The organism is Streptomyces sp. NPDC002730 (assembly GCF_042888805.1).
Classification (GTDB): Bacteria; Actinomycetota; Actinomycetes; order Streptomycetales; family Streptomycetaceae; genus Streptomyces.
In genome coordinates this window covers 1-19,435 of sequence record NZ_JBIAQG010000014.1, presented here as the reverse complement: position 1 = coordinate 19,435, position 19,435 = coordinate 1, and the positions used below count along the sequence as shown (strand labels likewise).

Genomic DNA, 19,435 nt, shown 5'->3' with positions numbered 1-19,435 from the left:
ACTTTCGGGGAGGATCTGGGCCAAGTGCCCCCCAGCACCCGGATCAGAAGTGGAAGAGTCATATCTATGCAGGTCTGGCCGGGACAGGCGTATCCACTCGGTGCCACGTACGACGGCGCCGGCACCAACTTCGCGGTGTATTCAGAAGCCGCCCGACGAATCGAACTGTGCCTACTGCACGACGACGGCTCGGAGACGGACGTCGAGCTGCGTGAGACCGATGCCTTCGTACGGCACGCCTATCTGCCGGGCGTGATGCCGGGTCAGCGGTACGGATTCCGGGTCCACGGTCCGTACGCCCCGGAGCGCGGGCAGCGCTGCAACTCCGCGAAGCTGCTCCTCGATCCGTACGCCCGTGCGATCAGCGGCAGCATCGACTGGGGCGAGACGGTGTACGGCTACCACTTCGGCAAGCCGGACTCGCGCAACGATCTGGACTCGGCGCCGCACACGATGGCCTCCGTCGTGGTCAACCCGTACTTCGACTGGGGCGACGACCGGCCGCCGCGTACCGACTACCACCGCACGGTGATCTACGAGGCCCATGTGAAGGGCCTCACGATGCTGCATCCGGAGCTGCCGGAAGAGCTGCGCGGCACCTACGCGGGGCTCGCGCACCCCGCCGTCATCTCGCATCTGACCGAACTGGGCGTCACGACGCTCGAGTTGATGCCGGTGCATCAGTTCGTCAACGACCACCGGCTGGTGGACGCGGGGCTGAACAACTACTGGGGCTACAACACCATCGGGTTCTTCGCGCCGCACAATTCCTACGCGTCCTGGGGCGACCGGGGCGAGCAGGTGCTGGAGTTCAAGCAGGCCGTACGGGCGCTGCACAAGGCGGGCATCGAGGTCATCCTCGACGTGGTCTACAACCACACGGCGGAGGGCAACCATCTGGGGCCGACGCTCTCCTTCCGGGGCCTCGACAATGCCTCGTACTACCGGCTGTCCGACGATCCGCGCTACTACACGGACACGACCGGCACCGGGAACTCACTGCTGATGCGCAGCCCCCATGTACTGCAGCTGATCATGGACTCGCTGCGCTACTGGGTGACCGAGATGCATGTCGACGGCTTCCGCTTCGACCTGGCGGCCACGCTGGCCCGGCAGTTCCACGAGGTGGACCGGCTGTCCTCGTTCTTCGACCTGGTGCAGCAGGACCCGGTGGTCAGTCAGGTGAAGCTGATCGCCGAGCCGTGGGACGTGGGCGAGGGCGGCTATCAGGTGGGGAACTTCCCGCCGCTGTGGACCGAGTGGAACGGCAAGTACCGGGACACCGTGCGGGACCTGTGGCGGGGCGAGCCACGGACGCTGGCGGAGTTCGCATCCCGGCTGACCGGCTCGTCCGACCTGTACCAGGACGACGGGCGGCGGCCGCTCGCCTCCATCAACTTCACCACCTGCCACGACGGTTTCACGCTGCACGATCTGGTCTCGTACAACGACAAGCACAACGAGGCGAACGGCGAGGGCAACCGCGACGGCGAGAATCACAACCGGTCCTGGAACTGCGGCACGGAGGGGGACACGACCGACCCCGAGGTGCTCGATCTGCGGGACCGGCAGATGCGCAACTTCATCGCCACGCTGATGCTCTCGCAGGGTGTGCCGATGCTCAGCCACGGCGACGAGTTCGCGCGTACGCAGGGCGGCAACAACAACGCGTACTGCCAGGACAACGAGGTCTCCTGGGTGCGCTGGCCGGAGCCGGGCGCGGACGAGGACGGCACACTGCTGGCGTTCACCCGGGCGATGGTGTGGCTGCGGCGCGACCATCCGGTCTTCAGGCGGCGGCGTTTCTTCCACGGCCGGCCGGTGGAGGGGACGCACGACGAGCTCTCCGACATCGCCTGGTTCACTCCGGAAGGTGAGGAGATGGTCCAGCGGGACTGGCAGTCGGCGTCCGCCAAGGCGCTGTCGGTGTTCCTGAACGGCCATGCGATTTCGGAGCCGGGGCCGCGGGGCGAGCGGATCGCCGACGACTCGTTCCTGCTGATGTTCAACGCCAGCGCGGACGAGCTGGACTTCGCGGTGCCGGTGAACCACGGCCGGCAGTGGCAGGTGGTCGTGGACACGGCACGCAAGGAGGGGGTCCCGCCGGGCGAGGGGCCGAAGGTGGCGGCCGGTGAACGGGTGCCGCTGCTGGGGCGGAGTCTGACGGTGCTGCGGCGGCCTGCATAGCCGTCACCACCCTGCTCGGCCGTGCCGGTCCGCGGCGCGCCCGAGCAGGGGGTTCGCCCACCCAGTAGTCCGAACGGCCGGTACCCGTGCACGGGCCGATGACACAGAAGCCCTCAAGCTGGGTACGTACGTTCGCATGACGCCCACCGCCACATACCGGCTGCAGCTCCAGCCGGACTTCCCGTTCTCGGCCGCCGCGGCAGCGGTCCCGTACATCGCCGGGCTCGGCGTCTCGCATCTGCATCTGTCGCCGGTGCTGGAGGCCGTACCCGGGTCGACGCACGGCTATGACGTCGTCGACCCCGCCCGGGTACGGGACGAGCTGGGCGGCGAGGAGGGTCTGCGGCGGCTGGCCCGCACGGCGCGCGAACACGGTCTCGGACTCGTCCTGGACATCGTCCCGAACCATATGGCGGCCGTGCCGCGGCACAACGCGGCGCTGTGGGAGGTGCTGCGCGAAGGGCCGCTGTCGCCGTACGCCCGCTGGTTCGACATCGACTGGGAGGCGGGCGGCGGGAAGGTGCTGCTGCCGGTGCTGGCGGGCCGGATCGGCGACGAGCTTGGCGGGATGCGGGTCGAAGGGGACGTACTGCACTACGGTGAGCAGCGTTTCCCGCTCCGTGAGTCCACGGCGAAGCTGGCGCTGCCCGAGCTGCTTGACGCGCAGTGGTACCGGCTCGGCTGGTGGCGGCTGGCTCGTACCGAGCTCAACTACCGCCGCTTCTTCACCATTTCGGAGCTGATCGGCGTACGGGTGGAGGACCCGGAGGTCTTCGACGCGACCCACGGGAAGATCCTCGAGCTGGTACGGGACGGAGTGGTCGAGGGCCTGCGGGTGGACCATCCGGACGGTCTCGCCGACCCCGAGGCGTATCTGCGGCGGCTCGACGAGGCGACGGGCGCGGCCTGCTGGACGGTCGTCGAGAAGATCCTCACCGGGGACGAACGGCTGCCGACCGGCTGGCCGGTGGCCGGCACGACGGGCTACGACGCGCTGCGGCATATCGACGGCCTGTTCACCGATCCGGCGGGTGAGTCCGAACTGGTCGCGCATTACCGGGAGTTCGCGGGGCCGGCGGGCGACCGCGGCGGCTACTGGGAGGCGACGGTGCGCCGCGCCGCGTACAAGGTGGTCACTCATGAACTGGCAGCCGAGACCGCGGCGCTCACCCGCCTGGCCGGGCGCGTCTGCACCGCGGATCCGGCGCTGCGCGACCACGCGCCCTGGGCGCTGCGCGCGGCGGTCCGGGAGCTGCTGGTGCGGGTCCCCGTCTACCGTCCGTACCGCATCGGCGGCGAGGAGGCGCTGCCCCCGGCGGCGGCGCTCGGTGCGAAGGCGGCGTTCGCGGTCGTCGAGGAGGCCGAGGCCGTCGAGGTGGTGCGGGACCTGGCGCTCGGGCGGCTCGGCGAAGGCCCGGACCATGACGCGTTCCGTGCCCGCTTCGCGCAGACCTCGTCCGCACTGCGCGCCAAGTCCGTGGAGGACACCGCCTTTTACCGGTATGTGCCGTTGATTTCGGCGAACGAGGTGGGCGGCGACCCGGGGAGTCCGGCGGTGGGCCCGGAACTGTTCCATGCGTACTGCGAACGCCTTGCCCGCGACTGGCCGGCCACCGGCACCGTACTGACCACGCACGACACCAAGCGCAGCGCGGATGTACGGGCCGGGATCGCCGTGCTGTCCGAATGCCCGGAGAAGTGGGCGGACTTCCTCGCACGCATCACGGAGGAAGCGGCGCGGCTGGAAGGCGGACGCGCGCCCGATCCGCATCTGGCGTGGGTGGTCTGGCAGACGGCTGTCGGCTTCGGCATCCCGTCCGAGGGCAGATTGTCGACGGCGCTGCTGAAGAGCGCGCGCGAAGCGGCGCTGCTGACCAGCTGGACGGAGCCGGATCCGGCATACGAGGAGGCGGTCACCGCGTTCGCCGGCGCGGGCCCGGCGGGCCCGCCGCTGTACTCGGTGGCGCTGTTCGCCCGTGAGCTGGAGCCGTATGTACGGGCCAATGTGCTGGGCGCGGCGCTGGTGCAGCTGACGATGCCGGGCGTGCCGGACCTCTACCAGGGCACGGAGCGGGAGTTCCTCGCCCTGGTGGACCCGGACAACCGGCGGCCGTTCGATGAGGGGCCGCCGAACGAGAAGACGACGGTCACGACGGCGGCGCTGCGGCTGCGCCGGGAACGCCCCGAGGTCTTCGGCGAGTCGGGTACGTACGCACCGCTGCATGCGGATGGACCCGCCGCCGAGCACTGCCTGGCCTTCTGCCGGACGGGTGAGGTCGTCACGGCGGTCACTCGGCTCTCGCTGCGGCTGGACCGGGCGGGCGGCTGGGCGGGCACGGAGCTGACACTTCCTGCGGGGAGGTGGGCCGATCTGCTCGCTCCGGAACGGGAGTTCACCGGCGGCCGGCCGGTGCCGCTGGCCGAGCTGTTCGCGGAACGTCCGGTGGCGCTGCTCAGCCGGAGGGCGGTAGGAGAAGGGTCCGCGGCGAGCGTGTGAGGGCCGTGGCGACGGGGCAGTCCCCGGCCCGAAGGTGGGCTGACCGGGATCGTCCCGCAGCGGATCGACCGCCGGCTGGTCGGGGTGGTCGAGCACATTGGCGAGAGAGGAAGCGAGCGCCTTCTCGCGCACGGAGAGCTGCGCGACGCACTTCCCGCCGGGCACGACACCGACGGCGGAGCGACCCCGCACCCCGACGGCGGGCGACCAGCGGCAGAACTCCGTGACGAGGTCGGCCTGTTGCCGTTCGGCTGGGCGCCGGGCAAGGACGTACGCGGTCCACCCGACGACATCCCACAGTGCGTCTGCACGGCCCCCTGATGGGGGCGTGGACGTGTCCCCCGTGGCGCGGGTAACTCTCAGGCGACCGCCCCGGTTTCCGCGTCGCAGTCCGCGTACGCCCGTACGCGTGAGGGCGCGGCCGCCCCGCCGTACGGCCTCGACGTGCGCAGCAGGTCCGCGAAGGCCGCCGCCGCGCCCGTCAGCTCCACGCGGGAGAAGACCGTCAGTGCGCGCCGCACGGAGGGTCCGCAGCCAGCACCATGCAGTCCTCACCGACCGCTCCCCGCACGACATGGGAAGGCGCGGTCGCGATGCCGACCCCCGCCGCCGCCATGCGTACCGCCGTCGAGGTGTGCTCGGTCCGCACCGCCGTCCGGGGCGTGAAGCCGGCCTTGGCGAACGCCCAGTCCAGGAAGGCCTGTCCCTCCACCACGGGTTCCATCGCGCACCGCACCCAGGTGTGGTCCATGTGGTCGGGGATCTGCTGCCGCCGCCCTCGCCGGGCCTGGCCCATGCCTCGTTCGCCGAGGGTCTGTTGGCCGCCGAGACGCTGGCTGGACGCGTCTGCCCGCCCGTCGACTACGCCACGGTCCCCCGGGTCACGTACTCCTCGCCGCAGACCGCAGCGGTGGGCCTGAGCGAGGCCGAGGCGCGCGCCCGCGGTATCGAGGTGAGCGTCAACACCATGCCCCTGACGGCCGTCGCCAAGGGCATGGTGGACGGCCAGGGCGTGCGTTGTGAAGGTCCTCGCCGAGCGGGGAGGCCGGGTGCTCGGCGTGCATCTCGTCGGCCCGAATGTCTCCGAGATGATCGCCGAGAGCCAGCTGATCGTCGGGTGGGATGCGGAACCGTCCGACGTGGCCCGGCACATCCACGCCCACCCGACGCTGTCGGAGGCGGTCGGCGAGACGTTCCTGACGCTCGCCGACCGCGGCTTGCACCAGCCATGAAGCGCCGGCGTCAGCCGGTGTTGGTCAGCCGCTGGTCGCCCCCGACAGCCCGGTCACCGGCGACCCTCCGGCCCTCCGCGTCCGGCCTGACCGGCCTGACCGGCCTGACCGGCCACCAGGACCGCTCGCCCAGCAGCGCCAGCGCCGACGGCAGGATCAGCGCCCGCAGCACCACCGCGTCGAACAGCACCGCCACCGTCAGTCCGACGGCGATCTGCTTCATCTCGATCCGGTCGATGAACAGGAAGCTGATGAAGACCGACACCATGATCACCGCGGCGCTGGTGACGACGCTCGCGGAGCCCGCGATGCCGTCCACCACCGCCTGCCGGGTCGGCACGCCTCTGCGCACCGCCTCCCTGATCCGGCTGACCACAAAGATCTGGTAGTCGGTGGAGAGCCCCACCAGGATCGCGAAGACCATCAGCGGCGTACGCGATCCGACGAAGCCGACCGAGTCGAAGCCGAGCGGCCCCTCCGCCCATGTCCCCTGGAAGACCAGCGTCAGTACGCCCCAGGAGACCATCACCGCCGCCAGGTTGAGCAGTACGCCGAACAGCGCGAGCACCAGCGAGCGGAACGCCAGGAACATGATGACCAGCGTCGCCAGCGAGACAAAGGCGATCACCCACAGCAGCCGCCCCTCCTGGTGCTCGGCGTAATCCACGCCGCCGGCGATCTCACCGCTGACGGCCACCTCGGCGGCCGCCGTCCGTCCGACCGTGGCCGGGATCAGCTCGCCGCGCAGCCGCCGCAGGGAGCGGCTCGCCTCGTCGGAGTTCTGTGTGTACGGGACGGCCAGCCGCAGCAGCGCGGTGTGCCCGTCCTTGGAGGTCGTCACCTCGGGTTCGCGGTCCTGCGCGAAGAGCCGGTCGCCCTTGGTGCGTTCGGCGAGCCGTCGCAGTTCCGTGGCCGGGTCGGCGGACTTCAGGAGAACAAGATGTGCCGCCCCCTCGGACGGGTAGGCGGCGGTGAGCCGGTCGTACGCGGCGACCGCGGGCACGCTGTCGGGGAAGGTCTCCTTGCCCTCCGTACCGAGCGTCATGTTCAGGGCGGGCACGGCGAGCGCGGCCGTCGCGGCGATGCCGACGAGCAGCGTGGCGAGCGGGCGGCGCATGACCGGCCGCAGCAAGGCCGTCCACACCCGGCCCTGGCCCGAGCGGCGCCTGATCCCCCTGCGACCGTCCATGCGGCGGCCCAACTTGGTGAGCAGCGCGGGCAGTACGGTCAGCGAGCCGGCCACCGCGACCAGCGTGACGAGAATCGTGCCGGTGGCGATGGACGAGAAGATCACGTCGTCCATCAGATAGAGGCCGCCGAGCGCGAGGGCGACGGCGAGGCCCGAGTCGACGACCGCCCGGCCCGAGGTGGCCGCCGCGAGCTCGACCGCGGCGGCGTGGCTGATGGTTCCTCCACCGCGTTCGCGCTCCTCGCGGGCCCGCTTGAGGTAGAAGAGCGAGTAGTCGACACCCACGGCCATGCCCAGCATGAAGATCGCGCTGAGCGCCGCGCCGCCCGCGTCCGGGAAGACCCAGGACGCCAGTCCGTAGAGCCCGACCGCGCCCGCGAAGGCGGAGAGCGCCAGCAGCACCGGGATGGCGGCGGCGAGCACCGCGCCGAAGACGACGAAGAGAATGACGAACGTGACCGGGAGACTGATCATCTCGGTCCGCTGAAGGTCCTTCCCCTGCTTGTCGTTGACGCCGTTCGAGATGGACGCGCTGCCGGTCTGCTCGATCCGCAGATCCTTGTGGGCGCTCTGGACGGCCTCGGTCTGCTTGAGCAGCGCCTCGACGTCCTTCTTGGCGGTCTCCTTGTCGCCGCGCAGGGTGACGGCGACCCTGAGCGCCTCACCGCCGCGCGCCCGCTGCGGACCGGCGACTGATACGACGGCGGGCAGTTCGCGCATCCGCCGGCCGATCTCGCGCGCCACTTCCTGCGCGGCCGCCTGGTCGAGCGTGCCTCGCGGCACGGTGATGAGGACCTGTTCGACGGGCGGCGGGGTCAGCCCGCTGTGCGCGGCCATGGCCTCGGCCCGGCCCGCCTCACCGACCCAGAAGTCCTCGAACTTCCCCTTGTTGGTGCCTGCCGCCGTACCCGCGCCGATACACAGCACGACGAACACGAGCCAGCCCACCACTGCCCGCCAGGGGTGGGTGGCACACCATCGCGCCGCACGGACCGTGATCGGATCTCTGCCCGGCATGCGGGCACCTCCCCTGGGACGTCTGATCTTCTTCGTGATCAGCGTCCCGCCGGGGGTGTTTCCAGGTCACTGGTGACCGCAGGCATATCGGTCTGGGGCTGTCCCCACCACGGACTTGGGGCTACCCGGGGGCAGGGGGAGCAGGGTCAGCGCGCGGTGAGGCGGAAACTCATCCGTCCGAAGCCCACCATGTCCCCGTCGTGCACAACGACGGAGCCGGTCACCCGCCGGCCGTTGACGGTGGTGCCGTTGGTCGAGCCGAGGTCGCGCAGGATCCACAGGCTGCCCTGGCGGCTCAGTTCGGCGTGCAGTCGCGAGACCGTGTCATGGCTCAGCCGCAGCCCGTTCGCCGGGTCGCGGCCGATCCGCAGGGGGTACGGGCTGGGTTCGGGCAGCAGCAGCGGCGGCAGCTTCTCGGCCTGCCAGGCCCTGCGCAGCCGTACCGAGAACGCCGATATACGGCCCACCGCGCCGTACAGCCGCCGTGACCATCGGCCCTCGGTGTCGAGGTCGGCCGTGAGCGCCCGCAGTTCATCGGAGCGGCGGGCGGCGAGGGCCAGTTCCATACGGTGAATGAAGGTGTCGTGCGACAGCTTGCCCTGCGCCGCGCCCTCTCTGAGCACACCGAGGACACGGTCCCGCTCGGCATCCGAGAGCCGAGCGGGATACGTGTGGAACTCGAAGGAGGACGTCACATACGAGATTGTCGGGCCGAATGGCCACAGGTGTCCAGAAGAACCGGAGTTAAGGTCCGTCCTGAGTCGCTGCTGACCTGCGCGGACCTGCCGAACTCGGGCTGTTCCCGGGCCCGGTTCCAGGGAAAGTGGTGGACGACTCCGCCGGGAGCCGTCTAGCATGATCGCGACGCCCGTGACTGACGGAAGGAGGCGAGAGCAATGCACACCACACGACTCTCGCGCTCCCGCCCCGTCCGCCCGGCGTTCGCAGTCTGACCGGGAGCGCATACCGCACATCTCTTCCCGGAGGACTTCCTCATGACCGAACTGGTCATCCGCGCGCTCACCCCGAGCGACGCGCATCTTTTCGACTCTCTGCCCGACCCTCTCGGTGTGGGCCGCGCGCTGGCCCGTGCCACGCACCGCCCCGAATGGAAGCGGGTCGCACTGCGCGACGGCGTGGTCGTCGCGCGGGCCGCCTGGTGGGGCGGCCACGACGACGAAACTCCCGTCAACGTCAACTGGTTCGACTTCGCCGAGGGCGAGGAGGAGGCAGGCACCGAGCTGCTGCGCACCTCGCCGTTCCAGGTCGAGTACGAACTGATCCTGCCCGCCGGCTGGCGCGAGGATCCGGCGGCCCTGGCGGCCGGTGAGGCCAGGATCCGCGCCGTGACGGCGGCCGGGATGAAGGTCCTGGTGGAGCGGTACCAGTACCGCTGGACGCCGGAGTGCGGGCTGCCGGAGCGGCCCCGGCGGCTGGAGTTCAGGCCGGAGCCCGACGACGCAGTGATCTTCGATGTGCTGCGCCGGGTCCACTCCTCGACGCTCGACGCGCACGCGCTGCGCGCCATCGCAGAGGCGGACGTGGACAAGGCAGCGCAGGAGGAGCTGGACTTCTTCCACTGGTGCCCGTCGCCGCGCGAGTGGTGGCAGCTGGCCTACGCGCCTGACGGTGAACTGGTCGGTATCCACGTCCCGGCGCGCAATCCGTCGGGGCCGTGCGTCGGCTTCATCGGAGTGGTACCGGAGCAGCGCGGCCACGGCTATGCGTACGACCTGCTCGTGGAGTGCACGCACTTCCTGGCTGAGCGGGACGCGGAGTTCATCGCGGGCGCGACCGATCAGGGCAACTTCCCGATGGCCAAGAACTTCGCGAAGGCCGGGCATCCGGTCGTCCAGGAGCGGATCCACTTCCTTCCCGGTTCGCAGCATTGAGCAAGCTCGGGGGTGTCCGTAGGCTCCGGACACCCCCGAGCTGATGGCGAGCCGCCCATGACGACGGAAGAGACGACGGAAGAGCTGCACTCCGAGCCACAGATCCGAGTCGGCGGCGGCTGGGTTTCCGCTCTCGTACTTGCCAACTTGGGCCTGTACATGGCGTTTTTCACGCCGATCCAGGTGCTGCTCGCCGAGCAGATCGCCGAGCTCGCACCGTCCGGCAAGGAAGTCGCGCTGGGCTGGGCTACCGGGGTGGGGGCGCTGGTCGCGGTCGTCGCCAATCCGCTCGCGGGTGCGCTGTCGGACCGTACGAGCGGACGCTTCGGCCGCCGTCGCCCATGGATCCTGGGCGGGGCCGTGCTGGGCGCGGTGGGTCTCGCGGTCACCTCGGCGCAGACGACGGTGATCGGGGTGGCGCTCGGCTGGTGTCTGGCGCAGCTCGGGCTGAACGCCATGCTGTCCGGGACCAATGCTGTCGTGCCCGACCAGGTGCCGGTGCGTCAGCGGGCCGCCGTCTCCGGCTTCATCGGGATTCCGCAGACGCTGGGGCTGGTCGTCGGGGCGCTGCTGGTGACCACGGTGGTGACGGGGATCGCGACGGGCTATCTGCTGCTGGCGGCGCTCGTGGTGCTCTGCGCACTGCCTTTCGTACTGCTGACGCGTGACCCTCAAGTCCCTTTTCTCCCAAGGGAGTCGGTGCGTCTGAAGGGCTTCTGGGTCAGTCCGCGGGCGTATCCGGACTTCGGCTGGGCCTGGCTCACCCGATTTCTGGTGATGCTCGGGAACGCGATGGGCACGCTGTATCTGCTGTATTTCCTCAAAGACGCGGTGCATTACGCGGATCCGGAGGAGGGCGTACTGATTCTGACGCTGCTCTACACGGCGGGCGTGGTGGTGACGGCGGTGGCCGGCGGGGTCGTCTCGGACCGGCTGGGTCGGCGCAAGGCGCTGGTCGCGGTCAGTTCGGTGGTGATGGCGGTGGCCTCGCTGCTGCTGACGTTCTGGCACACCTGGCCGGTGGCGATGGGTGCGGCGGCGCTGCTCGGGCTCGGTTTCGGGGTGTACATCGCCGTCGACCAGGCGCTGATCACGCAGGTGCTGCCGGAGGCCGGCGACCGGGCGAAGGATCTGGGCGTCATCAATATCGCCAATTCGGCGCCGCAGGTCCTCGGCCCGGCACTGGCCGCGCCGATCGTGGCGTACGCGGGCGGGTACGCCGGGCTGTATCTGACCGCGACGGTGGTCACGGCCCTCGGTGGTGTGCTGGTGTGGAAGATCCGTTCAGTGCCGTGAGTCCGACTTCCGGGCGGCGATTCGCTGGGCGGCGATGGCGTCCCGGTACCAGGCGTACGAGGCCTTGGGTGTGCGCTCCAGCGTCTCGTAGTCGACATGGACGAGGCCGAAGTGCTGGGACGCGCCCTGGACCCATTCGATGTTGTCGGTGAGCGACCAGGTGAAGTAGCCGCGTACGTCGACTCCCGCGTCGATCGCCTCGTGCAGTGAGCGAAGATGGGCGTCGAGGAAGTCGATACGGCGCTGGTCGTCGAGACCGTCGTACGAGCAGCCGTTCTCGGTGATGAAGAGCGGCGGCAGCCGGTCGCCGAACCGGTCCTTGAGGAGCACGAGCAGCTCGCGCAGCCCGTCGGGGACGACCGGCCAGCCGAAGTCGGTGCGCTGGTCGCTGTCGATGTCCCGCAGCCCGAAGGGGAGTTCGGCGGGCATGCCGACGCCGGCGAAGTCGCCGAGGGCGTCCTTGGCGGGCGCGCCGACGAGCATCGGGTGGTAGTAGTTCACGCCGTACCAGTCGAGCGGCTCGGAGATGACGGCGAGGTCGTCGGCGACCGGGCCCGGCATCAGGGCGGCGAAGTTCTCGTCGGGATAGCTGCCGGTGAGGATCGGGTCGGCGAACATCCAGTTGGTGATCGTGTCGTACAGCTCCGCGCCGAACCGGTCCTCCTCGCTGGTCCCTGCGGTCCGTACGGGCGAGTGGGAGACGGCGAGGCCGATGTTCGCGGCGCCCGCCGCGCGCAGCGCCCGGACGGCGAGGCCGTGGGCGAGCAGCTGGTGGTGGGCGGCGGGCAGCGCGTCGAAGAGGAGCTGCTTGCCGGGCGCGTGCTCGCCCAGTGCGTAGCCGAGCAGGGTGACCTCGGCCGGTTCGTTGATGGTGATCCACATCGGGACGCGGTCGGCGAGCCGCTCGGCGACGACGGAGGCGTACTCGGCGAAGCGGAACGCCGTGTCCCGGTTCAGCCAGCCGCCCGCCTCGTCCAGCGGGAGCGGGGTGTCCCAGTGGTAGAGGGTGGGCGCGGGCGTGATGCCGTGGGCACACAGTTCGTCGACGAGACGGTCGTAGAAGTCGAGTCCTGCGGCATTGACCGGTCCGCTGCCGCCCGGGACGACGCGCGGCCAGCTGACCGAGAAGCGGAAGGCGTCCGCGCCGAGGCCGGCGAGCAGGGCGACGTCCTCGCGATAGCGCGCGTGGAAGCCGGTGCCGCGTGAGGCGTCGGCGCCGTCCTTGATCCGGCCCTGGGCGGCGAAGGCGTCCCAACCCGAGGGCCCCTTGCCGTCGGCGTCGGCGGCCCCTTCGGTCTGGAAGGCGGAGGCGGACGCGCCCCAGAGGAAGCCGGGCGGGAACGCGGGCAGCGGCGGCATTGGCGTCGACATGGTTCGTGACCTTAATGGCCCCAAGGTCACCGCTTCCAGACCCCGTCCTTGCCAGGATGGAGGTCGCATCGACGACGAGGGGACCGCCAGTGCTGTTCGAGGTGTGGGCGCCGCAGGCCGAGGACCGGGTCGCACTGTGGCTGGAAGACGAGGAGCGCCCGATGGAGCGCGCCGAAGGGCGTGCGGGCTGGTGGAGTGCCGAGGCCGAGGCGGGCGAAGGCGCCCGCTACGGCTTCGCGCTGGACGGCGGGCCTGTGCTGCCCGATCCGCGCTCGCGCCGCCAGCCGGACGGCCCGGACGGCATGAGTGCGGTGGTGGACCAGAGCGCCTACGCCTGGCGCAACGACTGGTCGGGGCGGGGGCTCGGCGGCGCGATCCTGTACGAGCTGCACATCGGTACGTACACCCGCGAGGGCACGCTGGACGCCGCGGCAGAACGGCTCGGCGAGCTGGTCGAGTTGGGGATCACCCATATCGAGCTGATGCCGCTGTGTCCCTTTCCCGGTGTGCACGGCTGGGGCTACGAGGGTGTGTCGCTGTGGGCGGTGCACGAGCCGTACGGCGGGCCCGAGGCGCTCAAGCGCTTTGTCGACACAGCACACGGCCGTGGTCTCGGAGTGGTGCTCGACGTGGTCCACAACCACCTCGGCCCGTCCGGAAACCACCTGCCGGCCTTCGGCCCGTACTTCACCGACACCCACCACACCCCCTGGGGCTCGGCGGTCAATCTCGACGCCCCGGGCTCCGACGAGGTCCGCGCGTATCTGCTGGGCAGCGCGCTGGCCTGGCTGCGCGACTTCCATGTCGACGGGCTGCGTCTCGACGCGGTGCACGCCCTCGCCGACACGCGTGCGCTGACCTTCCTCGAGGAGCTCTCCGGCGCCGTCGACGCCCTCTCGCGTGAGTTCGGCCGTCCGCTCTTCCTGGTCGCCGAGTCGGATCTGTGCGACCCGCGGACGACGACGCCGCGCGAGGCGGGCGGCCTGGGGCTGCACGCCCAGTGGAACGACGACTTCCACCACGCCCTGCACACCGCGCTGACCGGTGAGTCCCAGGGCTACTACACCGACTTCGCCGTCACTCCGCTGGCGGCGGTCGGCAAGACCCTCACCCACGGCTTCTTCCACGACGGTACGTACTCGAGCTTCCGCGGCCGTACGCACGGCCGCTCCGTCGATGTGACGAGAAGCGCCGCACACCGCTTCCTCGGCTACGCCCAGACGCACGACCAGATCGGCAACCGGGCACTGGGCGACCGGCTCTCGGCCACCCTCTCCCCCGGGCTGCTGGCGTGCGCGGCCGTACTGGTGCTGACCGGGCCGTTCACCCCGATGCTGTTCATGGGTGAGGAGTGGGGCGCCCGCACGCCCTGGCAGTTCTTCACCGACCACACCGACCCGGAGCTGGCCGAGGCCGTACGCAACGGCAGACGACGGGAGTTCGCGGCGCACGGCTGGGCGGAGGAGGACATCCCCGACCCGCAGGCGCCGTCGACCAGGGAGCGCTCCTGCCTGGACCGGTCCGAGCGGGAGCGGGAGCCGCACGCACGGCTGCTGGCCTGGCACCGCGAGCTGATCGCGCTGCGCCGTACGCAGTCGGATCTGACGGATCCGGACCTGGCGGCGGTGAAGGTGGCGTACGACGAGGAGGCTCGCTGGCTGGCGTACCGGCGCGGCGATCTGCGGATCGCGGTCAACCTCGCCAAGGATCCTGCCGCGATCCCGCTGGGCGGCGGCGGCCGGGTGCTGGCGGCCTGGGATCCGGTCCAACCTCCCGGCGCGGACGGTCTGTTGCACCTTCCGCCCGAGTCCGGTGTCGTACTGGCCGATGCGTGACCTCTTGCCATCGAGCCCGCTCCAGCTTCTAGTGTCGCCGCCATGAAGCAACTCAATCTCGGCAGGACGGGTCTGCGCGTCAGCGAGCTGTGTCTGGGCACGATGAGCTTCGCGGACGACGCGAGCGGCCATCGGATCCTCGACGCATTCACCGAGGCGGGCGGCACCTTCATCGACACCGCCGATCTGTACGACCACGGTGGTTCGGAGGAGATCCTCGGCCGCTGGCTCAAGGGGCGCAGGCGCGACGACCTCGTCGTCGCGACCAAGGTGTGGGGGCGGATGGGCGAAGCGCCCAACGACGGCGGGCTGAGTCGCAAGCACATCGTCGCGGCCGTGGAGGCGAGCCTGCGCCGGCTGGGCACGGACTACATCGACCTCTACCAGACCCATATCTGGGACGCCACCACGCCGCTGGAGGAGACCCTCGCGACCCTCGACACGCTGGTGAAGGCAGGAAAGGTCCGCTATGTGGGCACGAGCAATGTGACGCCGTCGCAGTTGCAGCGCTCACTCGACCTGGCGCACCACCGCGGCTGGGAGCCGTACGTCAGCCTTCAGCCGCTCTACAACCTGCTCAGCCGAGAGCTGGAGTGGGAGCTGGCGCCGCTGTGCCTGGAGCAGGGGGTGGCGGTCATTCCATGGAGCCCGCTGGCGGGCGGCTGGCTGACCGGCAAGTACCGGCGCGGTATGGACTCGGTGCCGGCCGCATCGCGCGAGGCCCGGTTCCAGGAGCGGTCGGGCAAGGAGGGCTGGCGGGAGCGGGACACCGAGGAGACCTGGCAGGTGGTCGACGCGGTGCGTGAAGTGGCGGAGGAGACGGGCCGTACTGCGTCGCAGGTGGCGCTGCGGTGGCTGCTGGAGCGTCCGGCGGTGACGGCGCCGATCATCGGCCCGCGTACGGCCGAGCAGCTGGCGGACAATCTGGGGGTACTGGGCTGGGAGTTGACGGCGGAACAGTCGACGAAGCTGGACACGGCGAGCGCGCGGCCGCTGCCGTATCCGTACGAGATGCTGGCGCGGCTGAGCCACCACGATCCGCGGTAGCGGAAATCAAGCCCCGCCGGCGATCGAGGCGCGGGGTCCGGGGCGGAGCCCCGGCTACTCCACGATGGCCATCTCGCGCGGGGTGTTGTTGAAGCGGCGGCCGCCGTCCTCGGTGACCGTGACGATGTCCTCGATACGGACGCCGAAGCGGCCGGGGAGATAGATCCCCGGCTCGACGGAGAAGCACATGCCGGGGACGAGCGGCTGCTCCTCGCCCTCGATCATGTACGGCGGCTCGTGCGTGGTGACGCCGATCCCGTGGCCGGTGCGGTGGATGAACAGGTCGCCGTACCCGGCCTCCTCGATGATTTCGCGGGCGGCCCGGTCGATCTCCTGGCAGGCGACCCCCGGCCGTACCTCATCGAAGCCGGCCTGCTGGGCCTCCCGTACGACGTCGTGAACGTGCTGCTCGGCGGGGGTCGGCTCGCCTACATGGACGGTACGGCTGGTGTCGGAGCCGTAGCCGTGCTTGAGGCCGCCGAAGTCGAGGACGACCATGTCGCCGTGGAGGATGGTGCGATCGCCCGCCTCGTGATGCGGATTGGCGCCGTTCGGTCCTGAGCCGACGACGGTGAAGTCGACCTGCGAGTGCCCGAACTGCTTGAGCAGCGCCGCGAGATCGGCCGCGACCTCGGTCTCCCCGCGCCCGGCGAAGCGCACCTTGAGGATTTCCTGGTACGTCTCGTCGGCGGCGGCTCCTGCCGCCTCGAGCCGGGCCAGTTCGTGCGCGTCCTTCACGGCACGCAGCATGGGCAGCGCCTCGGTCAGCGATACGTACGAGGTGCCGGGCAGCTGCTTCTGCAGTCCGAGGAGATGCATCGCCCAGGCGTTGTCGCTGACGCCGAAGCGGCCGCCGACGTCCAGCAACGGGGCGGTCGCGGCGTACGGGTCCTGGCCGTCGGTCCAGTCGCGCACGGTGAGCGCGGCCGCGCCCGGGGCCTGCTCGGCGTCCGGCGCCTCCAGGGTCGGAACGACGAGGACCGGTTCCTGGCCGGCGGCGAGGACGAGCACGGTGAGCCGCTCGGTGATTCCGGGCCGGTAGCCGGTCAGATGGACGAGGTCGGGGCCGGGCGCGACGAGAACCCCCGCGAGCCCCGCGTCGGCGGCGGCGTCCGCGGCGCGGGCCATCCGAGCCCGGTAGTCGTCTGCGGTGAAGGGTGCGGGCGTGGTGGGCATGGGGCCATACTGCCCGCGGGCGGTGAGGCGCGCGAGCTCATTCCTGGTCCATGGCCACCAGCCGCTCCAGCAGCTCCTGGAATTCGTCACCGACCACGATGCGCAGGCCCTCACCGCCCTCGTCACGGTCGCTGAGCTGGGTGAGGGTGCCGGCGCGCCACCAGTAGACGTACGGGCTGATGGCGCCGGGCGTGTCGGCGTAGCCGGCGGCCGCGAACGAGGCCATGGCGTTGAGGGCCGAAATCATGCCGGTGTCGCGGATGGCATGAAAGGCGAGCTGATGCCGGAAGGGCATCGCCACCAGGGCCCCGTCGGCGGTGAGCTGCTCGCCGGTGACCTGTCGTACGACGCTGTCCAGCGCCAGGACGCGGCTCGCGGTGTAGAAGGAGTCGCCGAGAACCACCTCGAAGCGCATGCCCTCGGAGTCCTTGACGGTCTCGTGGCCCTCGACGGGCAGTCCTCTGAGGTTGTAGAGCGCCTGCTCGCGCAGGTACTGCAGGTCGCCGAGCGGCTCCAGGGCCTCGTCGGTGAGCATCATGACGCTCTCCGGGAGGTCGAGCGCGAGGATCTCGAACAGGCCGGGCGCGACGGTACGTGCGTAGCCGAAGTTCTGCGCATTGAGCCCGTCGGCGCCGACGACGCGCGGGTAGAGCTGGGCACGGATCTGCTCGGTCGGCAGGGTGTCCAGCGCGGAGGGCGCGTCCATGGTGCGCAGCACCATCCCGACGTGCTGCCGGACCAGTTCGGGCCAGGATCGCGGCCCGCGGTCGTCGTTGTGGCAGACGGCGGCGAGATTACCCAGCCCGAACTGGCGGCCGCCGCTGTCGGACACCACGTCCGCGTACACGGTCACTTCCAGGCCCTGTTCGGCGAAGGCTTCCCGGACCTGGGCGCGGAAGCGTGCGCCCTCGTTTTCCGAGAAGTACGAGAACTCGGGGTCCCGGGGTGTATCGCGTCCGTCGCGCTTCGGCCCTCGCCGGAACAACCCCACGTCGACCGCCTTCCGCATCGCGTACCAGGACCTCGAGCGTACCGACCACGTCCGGCGAGGCTGGACCGCACTCCGCATCGCCTCTGCCAACTCCTCGGCACGGCCCCGCAGCGCCACGCGGACGGAACGCGCCCGTATCCGATCGTGCGGGCGCATGCGGTGACGCACGCGGGCCGCCGGGGGCTACCGCGACTGTGTGACCACGAAGTCGGCGCGGCCGCGGCCGCGGGCGACCAGCCGGGCGTTGGGCTCGTCCGACTCATGGACCCAGCGCTCGGCGTACGGCCGCTGCTTGCCGAACCGCACATGGCGGTCGACCAGTCGGCGTACGCGTACGGCATCGTCGATCTCCAGGTACCAGACCTCGTCGAGGAGCGGGCGGACCTGTGCCCAAGGGCCTTCGTCGTGGAGAAGGTAGTTGCCCTCGGTGACGACGAGAGGGACGTCCGGATCCACCGGGATGCTGCCGGCCACCGCCTCCTCCAGGGCGCGGTCGAAGGCGGGAGCATAGACCGTCGCGCCCGCGGCGGGGGCGCGCAGCCGGGCGAGCAGGGCAGCGTATCCGGCCGCGTCGAAGGTGTCCGGCGCACCCTTGCGCCCCGCGCGGCCGAGGCGCCGGAGTTCGGCCTGGGCCAGGTGGAAGCCGTCCATGGGGACGAGGACGGCGAGGCCGTCGAGTGAGTCGACGAGATGGGCGGCGAGGGTCGACTTCCCGGCGCCCGGGGGCCCGGCGATGCCCAGGACGACGCGGCGCCCCTGGGCGGCCAGGGCTTGTGCGCGGAACAGAAGGTGCGGCGGGTACGTCGGGGGCGGCGGCGCATGCATGGTGCGCATTGTCGCATCGTGTTGATCCGTCGCGAGTCATACGTATAACGTGATGCGCATGTCGTACATCGCCCTGGTCACCCTCGTCGTCCGTGACTACGACGAGGCCATCGCCTTCTACACGGACGCCCTCGGTTTCGAACTGGTCGAGGACACCGACCGCGGGGACGGCAGCCGCTGGGTGGTGGTCCGCCCGCGCGGTACGGGCCATGGCTCGGCACTGCTGCTCGCCCGCGCCAAGGACGAGGACCAGCGCGCGAGCGTGGGCTCGCAGACCGGCGGCCGGGTCGGCTTCTTCCTGCACACCGCGGACTTCGCGGGCGACCACGCCCGGATGACGGCGGCGGGCGTGCGCTTCCTGGAGGAGCCGCGGCACGAGGCGTACGGCTCGGTCGCGGTCTTCGAGGATCTTTACGGCAACCGCTGGGATCTGCTGCAGCCCAAGTAGTCTGCGGGCTCGTTCCCCGTCGAGCACCTGCCTACAGCGGCGGTACGTCTCCCGGGTGGGGCGGTCGCCGCTCGGTACGGGTGCCGGAGGGCTCGGAGTCGTACGGAATGCCCCAGGCGTGCAATTGGTGGAGGGCGAGGGCCCTCGTAGAACTGTATGGCGGCGGTGAGGTTGAGCGCTCACTTGTCGGCCTGGCCGGCGCGGGGCTTGGGCTTCTCGCGATGGACGGTTGCTGGTCCGCCCCGCGTGGCAGGTCAAGTCCGGCCAGGGCCATACGGGGACCGGGACACGTCGATCAAGACCATGATCTTGGTGGGTCCAAAGGCCGGCCGGCCTAGGTGTTCTGTCCACGGAGGTTGGTGACGCAGGTCTCGGCTGAGTGATCTTGAAATGGGTGAGGGCCTTCTGGCCTGGTGTGGATTGCGACATCTG

At 70.5% G+C, this 19,435-nt stretch carries 14 protein-coding genes and 2 pseudogenes; 9 read left to right on the top strand and 7 right to left on the bottom strand.

What is annotated here, in order from left to right; genetic code table 11:
* The first annotated feature begins 66 nt into the window (after positions 1-66).
* From glgX to ACFYXH_RS31520, 3 genes are all read left to right on the top strand, one after another.
* The gene (gene glgX, locus ACFYXH_RS31530; protein ID WP_389570099.1) at positions 67-2,187 is read left to right on the top strand and encodes a glycogen debranching protein GlgX; all 2,121 of its coding nucleotides are present in this window, start codon (positions 67-69) and stop codon (positions 2,185-2,187) included.
* Positions 2,188-2,323: 136 nt separating this feature from the next.
* Positions 2,324-4,684, top strand: coding sequence for a malto-oligosyltrehalose synthase (treY, locus tag ACFYXH_RS31525; RefSeq protein ID WP_389570096.1), 2,361 nt, complete (start codon positions 2,324-2,326; stop codon positions 4,682-4,684).
* 84 nt (positions 4,685-4,768) lie between these two features.
* Positions 4,769-5,005, top strand: coding sequence for a hypothetical protein (locus ACFYXH_RS31520; protein WP_389570093.1), 237 nt, complete (start codon positions 4,769-4,771; stop codon positions 5,003-5,005).
* Positions 5,006-5,043: 38 nt separating this feature from the next.
* Here ACFYXH_RS31520 and ACFYXH_RS31515 read toward each other — a convergent pair.
* A pseudogene (locus tag ACFYXH_RS31515) lies at positions 5,044-5,432 on the bottom strand (LysR family transcriptional regulator substrate-binding protein); the annotation flags it as partial.
* Between ACFYXH_RS31515 and ACFYXH_RS31510 the strand changes: the two are divergent.
* Positions 5,430-5,916: pseudogene (locus ACFYXH_RS31510) on the top strand (dihydrolipoyl dehydrogenase); the annotation flags it as partial. The pseudogenes ACFYXH_RS31515 and ACFYXH_RS31510 overlap by 3 nt on opposite strands.
* A 10-nt stretch (positions 5,917-5,926) precedes the next feature.
* Here ACFYXH_RS31510 and ACFYXH_RS31505 read toward each other — a convergent pair.
* Together ACFYXH_RS31505 and ACFYXH_RS31500 are read right to left on the bottom strand one after the other, a co-directional pair.
* Positions 5,927-8,122: an MMPL family transporter gene (locus ACFYXH_RS31505; protein ID WP_389570091.1), complete on the bottom strand. Its 2,196-nt coding sequence runs from the start codon at positions 8,120-8,122 to the stop codon at positions 5,927-5,929.
* Positions 8,123-8,268: 146 nt separating this feature from the next.
* Complete coding sequence (locus ACFYXH_RS31500; RefSeq protein ID WP_389570088.1) at positions 8,269-8,817, bottom strand: FHA domain-containing protein; 549 nt, start codon at positions 8,815-8,817, stop codon at positions 8,269-8,271.
* A 300-nt stretch (positions 8,818-9,117) separates the two neighbouring features.
* On the opposite strand from ACFYXH_RS31500, the gene ACFYXH_RS31495 reads away from it, so the two are divergent.
* Positions 9,118-10,014: a GNAT family N-acetyltransferase gene (locus tag ACFYXH_RS31495; RefSeq protein ID WP_389570086.1), complete on the top strand. Its 897-nt coding sequence runs from the start codon at positions 9,118-9,120 to the stop codon at positions 10,012-10,014.
* 57 nt (positions 10,015-10,071) lie between these two features.
* Positions 10,072-11,310: an MFS transporter gene (locus ACFYXH_RS31490; RefSeq protein WP_389570084.1), complete on the top strand. Its 1,239-nt coding sequence runs from the start codon at positions 10,072-10,074 to the stop codon at positions 11,308-11,310.
* Here the strand turns inward: ACFYXH_RS31490 and ACFYXH_RS31485 are convergent.
* The gene (locus ACFYXH_RS31485) at positions 11,299-12,681 is read right to left on the bottom strand and encodes a GH1 family beta-glucosidase (protein ID WP_389570081.1); all 1,383 of its coding nucleotides are present in this window, start codon (positions 12,679-12,681) and stop codon (positions 11,299-11,301) included. The genes ACFYXH_RS31490 and ACFYXH_RS31485 overlap by 12 nt on opposite strands.
* Positions 12,682-12,737: 56 nt before the next feature.
* Here ACFYXH_RS31485 and treZ point away from each other — a divergent pair, with 56 nt between their 5' ends.
* On the top strand, positions 12,738-14,516 hold the full coding sequence (treZ, locus tag ACFYXH_RS31480) for a malto-oligosyltrehalose trehalohydrolase (RefSeq protein WP_389570078.1): 1,779 nt from the start codon (positions 12,738-12,740) through the stop codon (positions 14,514-14,516).
* Positions 14,517-14,558: 42 nt separating this feature from the next.
* Positions 14,559-15,563: an aldo/keto reductase gene (locus ACFYXH_RS31475; RefSeq protein ID WP_389570075.1), complete on the top strand. Its 1,005-nt coding sequence runs from the start codon at positions 14,559-14,561 to the stop codon at positions 15,561-15,563.
* Between the two features lie 54 nt (positions 15,564-15,617).
* Here the strand turns inward: ACFYXH_RS31475 and ACFYXH_RS31470 are convergent, their stop codons facing one another.
* The 3 genes from ACFYXH_RS31470 to ACFYXH_RS31460 form a co-directional block, all read right to left on the bottom strand.
* Complete coding sequence (locus ACFYXH_RS31470; RefSeq protein ID WP_389570073.1) at positions 15,618-16,739, bottom strand: aminopeptidase P family protein; 1,122 nt, start codon at positions 16,737-16,739, stop codon at positions 15,618-15,620.
* A gap of 37 nt (positions 16,740-16,776) precedes the next feature.
* On the bottom strand, positions 16,777-17,730 hold the full coding sequence (locus tag ACFYXH_RS31465; protein ID WP_389570767.1) for a hypothetical protein: 954 nt from the start codon (positions 17,728-17,730) through the stop codon (positions 16,777-16,779).
* 183 nt (positions 17,731-17,913) lie between these two features.
* A complete protein-coding gene (locus ACFYXH_RS31460; RefSeq protein ID WP_389570765.1) occupies positions 17,914-18,555 on the bottom strand; it encodes a nucleoside/nucleotide kinase family protein in 642 nt (213 codons plus the stop codon).
* Between the two features lie 58 nt (positions 18,556-18,613).
* On the opposite strand from ACFYXH_RS31460, the gene ACFYXH_RS31455 reads away from it, so the two are divergent.
* The gene (locus ACFYXH_RS31455) at positions 18,614-19,003 is read left to right on the top strand and encodes a VOC family protein (RefSeq protein WP_389570071.1); all 390 of its coding nucleotides are present in this window, start codon (positions 18,614-18,616) and stop codon (positions 19,001-19,003) included.
* The last annotated feature ends 432 nt before the right edge of the window (positions 19,004-19,435 follow it).

Coding starts and splice junctions, on each gene's coding strand:
- glgX (WP_389570099.1), top strand. CDS start 67: ATGCAGGTCTGGCCGGGACAGGCGTATCCACTCGGTGCCACGTACGAC.
- treY (WP_389570096.1), top strand. CDS start 2,324: ATGACGCCCACCGCCACATACCGGCTGCAGCTCCAGCCGGACTTCCCG.
- ACFYXH_RS31505 (WP_389570091.1), bottom strand. CDS start 8,122: ATGCCGGGCAGAGATCCGATCACGGTCCGTGCGGCGCGATGGTGTGCC.
- ACFYXH_RS31495 (WP_389570086.1), top strand. CDS start 9,118: ATGACCGAACTGGTCATCCGCGCGCTCACCCCGAGCGACGCGCATCTT.
- ACFYXH_RS31490 (WP_389570084.1), top strand. CDS start 10,072: ATGACGACGGAAGAGACGACGGAAGAGCTGCACTCCGAGCCACAGATC.
- ACFYXH_RS31485 (WP_389570081.1), bottom strand. CDS start 12,681: ATGTCGACGCCAATGCCGCCGCTGCCCGCGTTCCCGCCCGGCTTCCTC.
- treZ (WP_389570078.1), top strand. CDS start 12,738: ATGGAGGTCGCATCGACGACGAGGGGACCGCCAGTGCTGTTCGAGGTG.
- ACFYXH_RS31475 (WP_389570075.1), top strand. CDS start 14,559: ATGAAGCAACTCAATCTCGGCAGGACGGGTCTGCGCGTCAGCGAGCTG.
- ACFYXH_RS31470 (WP_389570073.1), bottom strand. CDS start 16,739: ATGCCCACCACGCCCGCACCCTTCACCGCAGACGACTACCGGGCTCGG.
- ACFYXH_RS31460 (WP_389570765.1), bottom strand. CDS start 18,555: ATGCATGCGCCGCCGCCCCCGACGTACCCGCCGCACCTTCTGTTCCGC.
- ACFYXH_RS31455 (WP_389570071.1), top strand. CDS start 18,614: ATGTCGTACATCGCCCTGGTCACCCTCGTCGTCCGTGACTACGACGAG.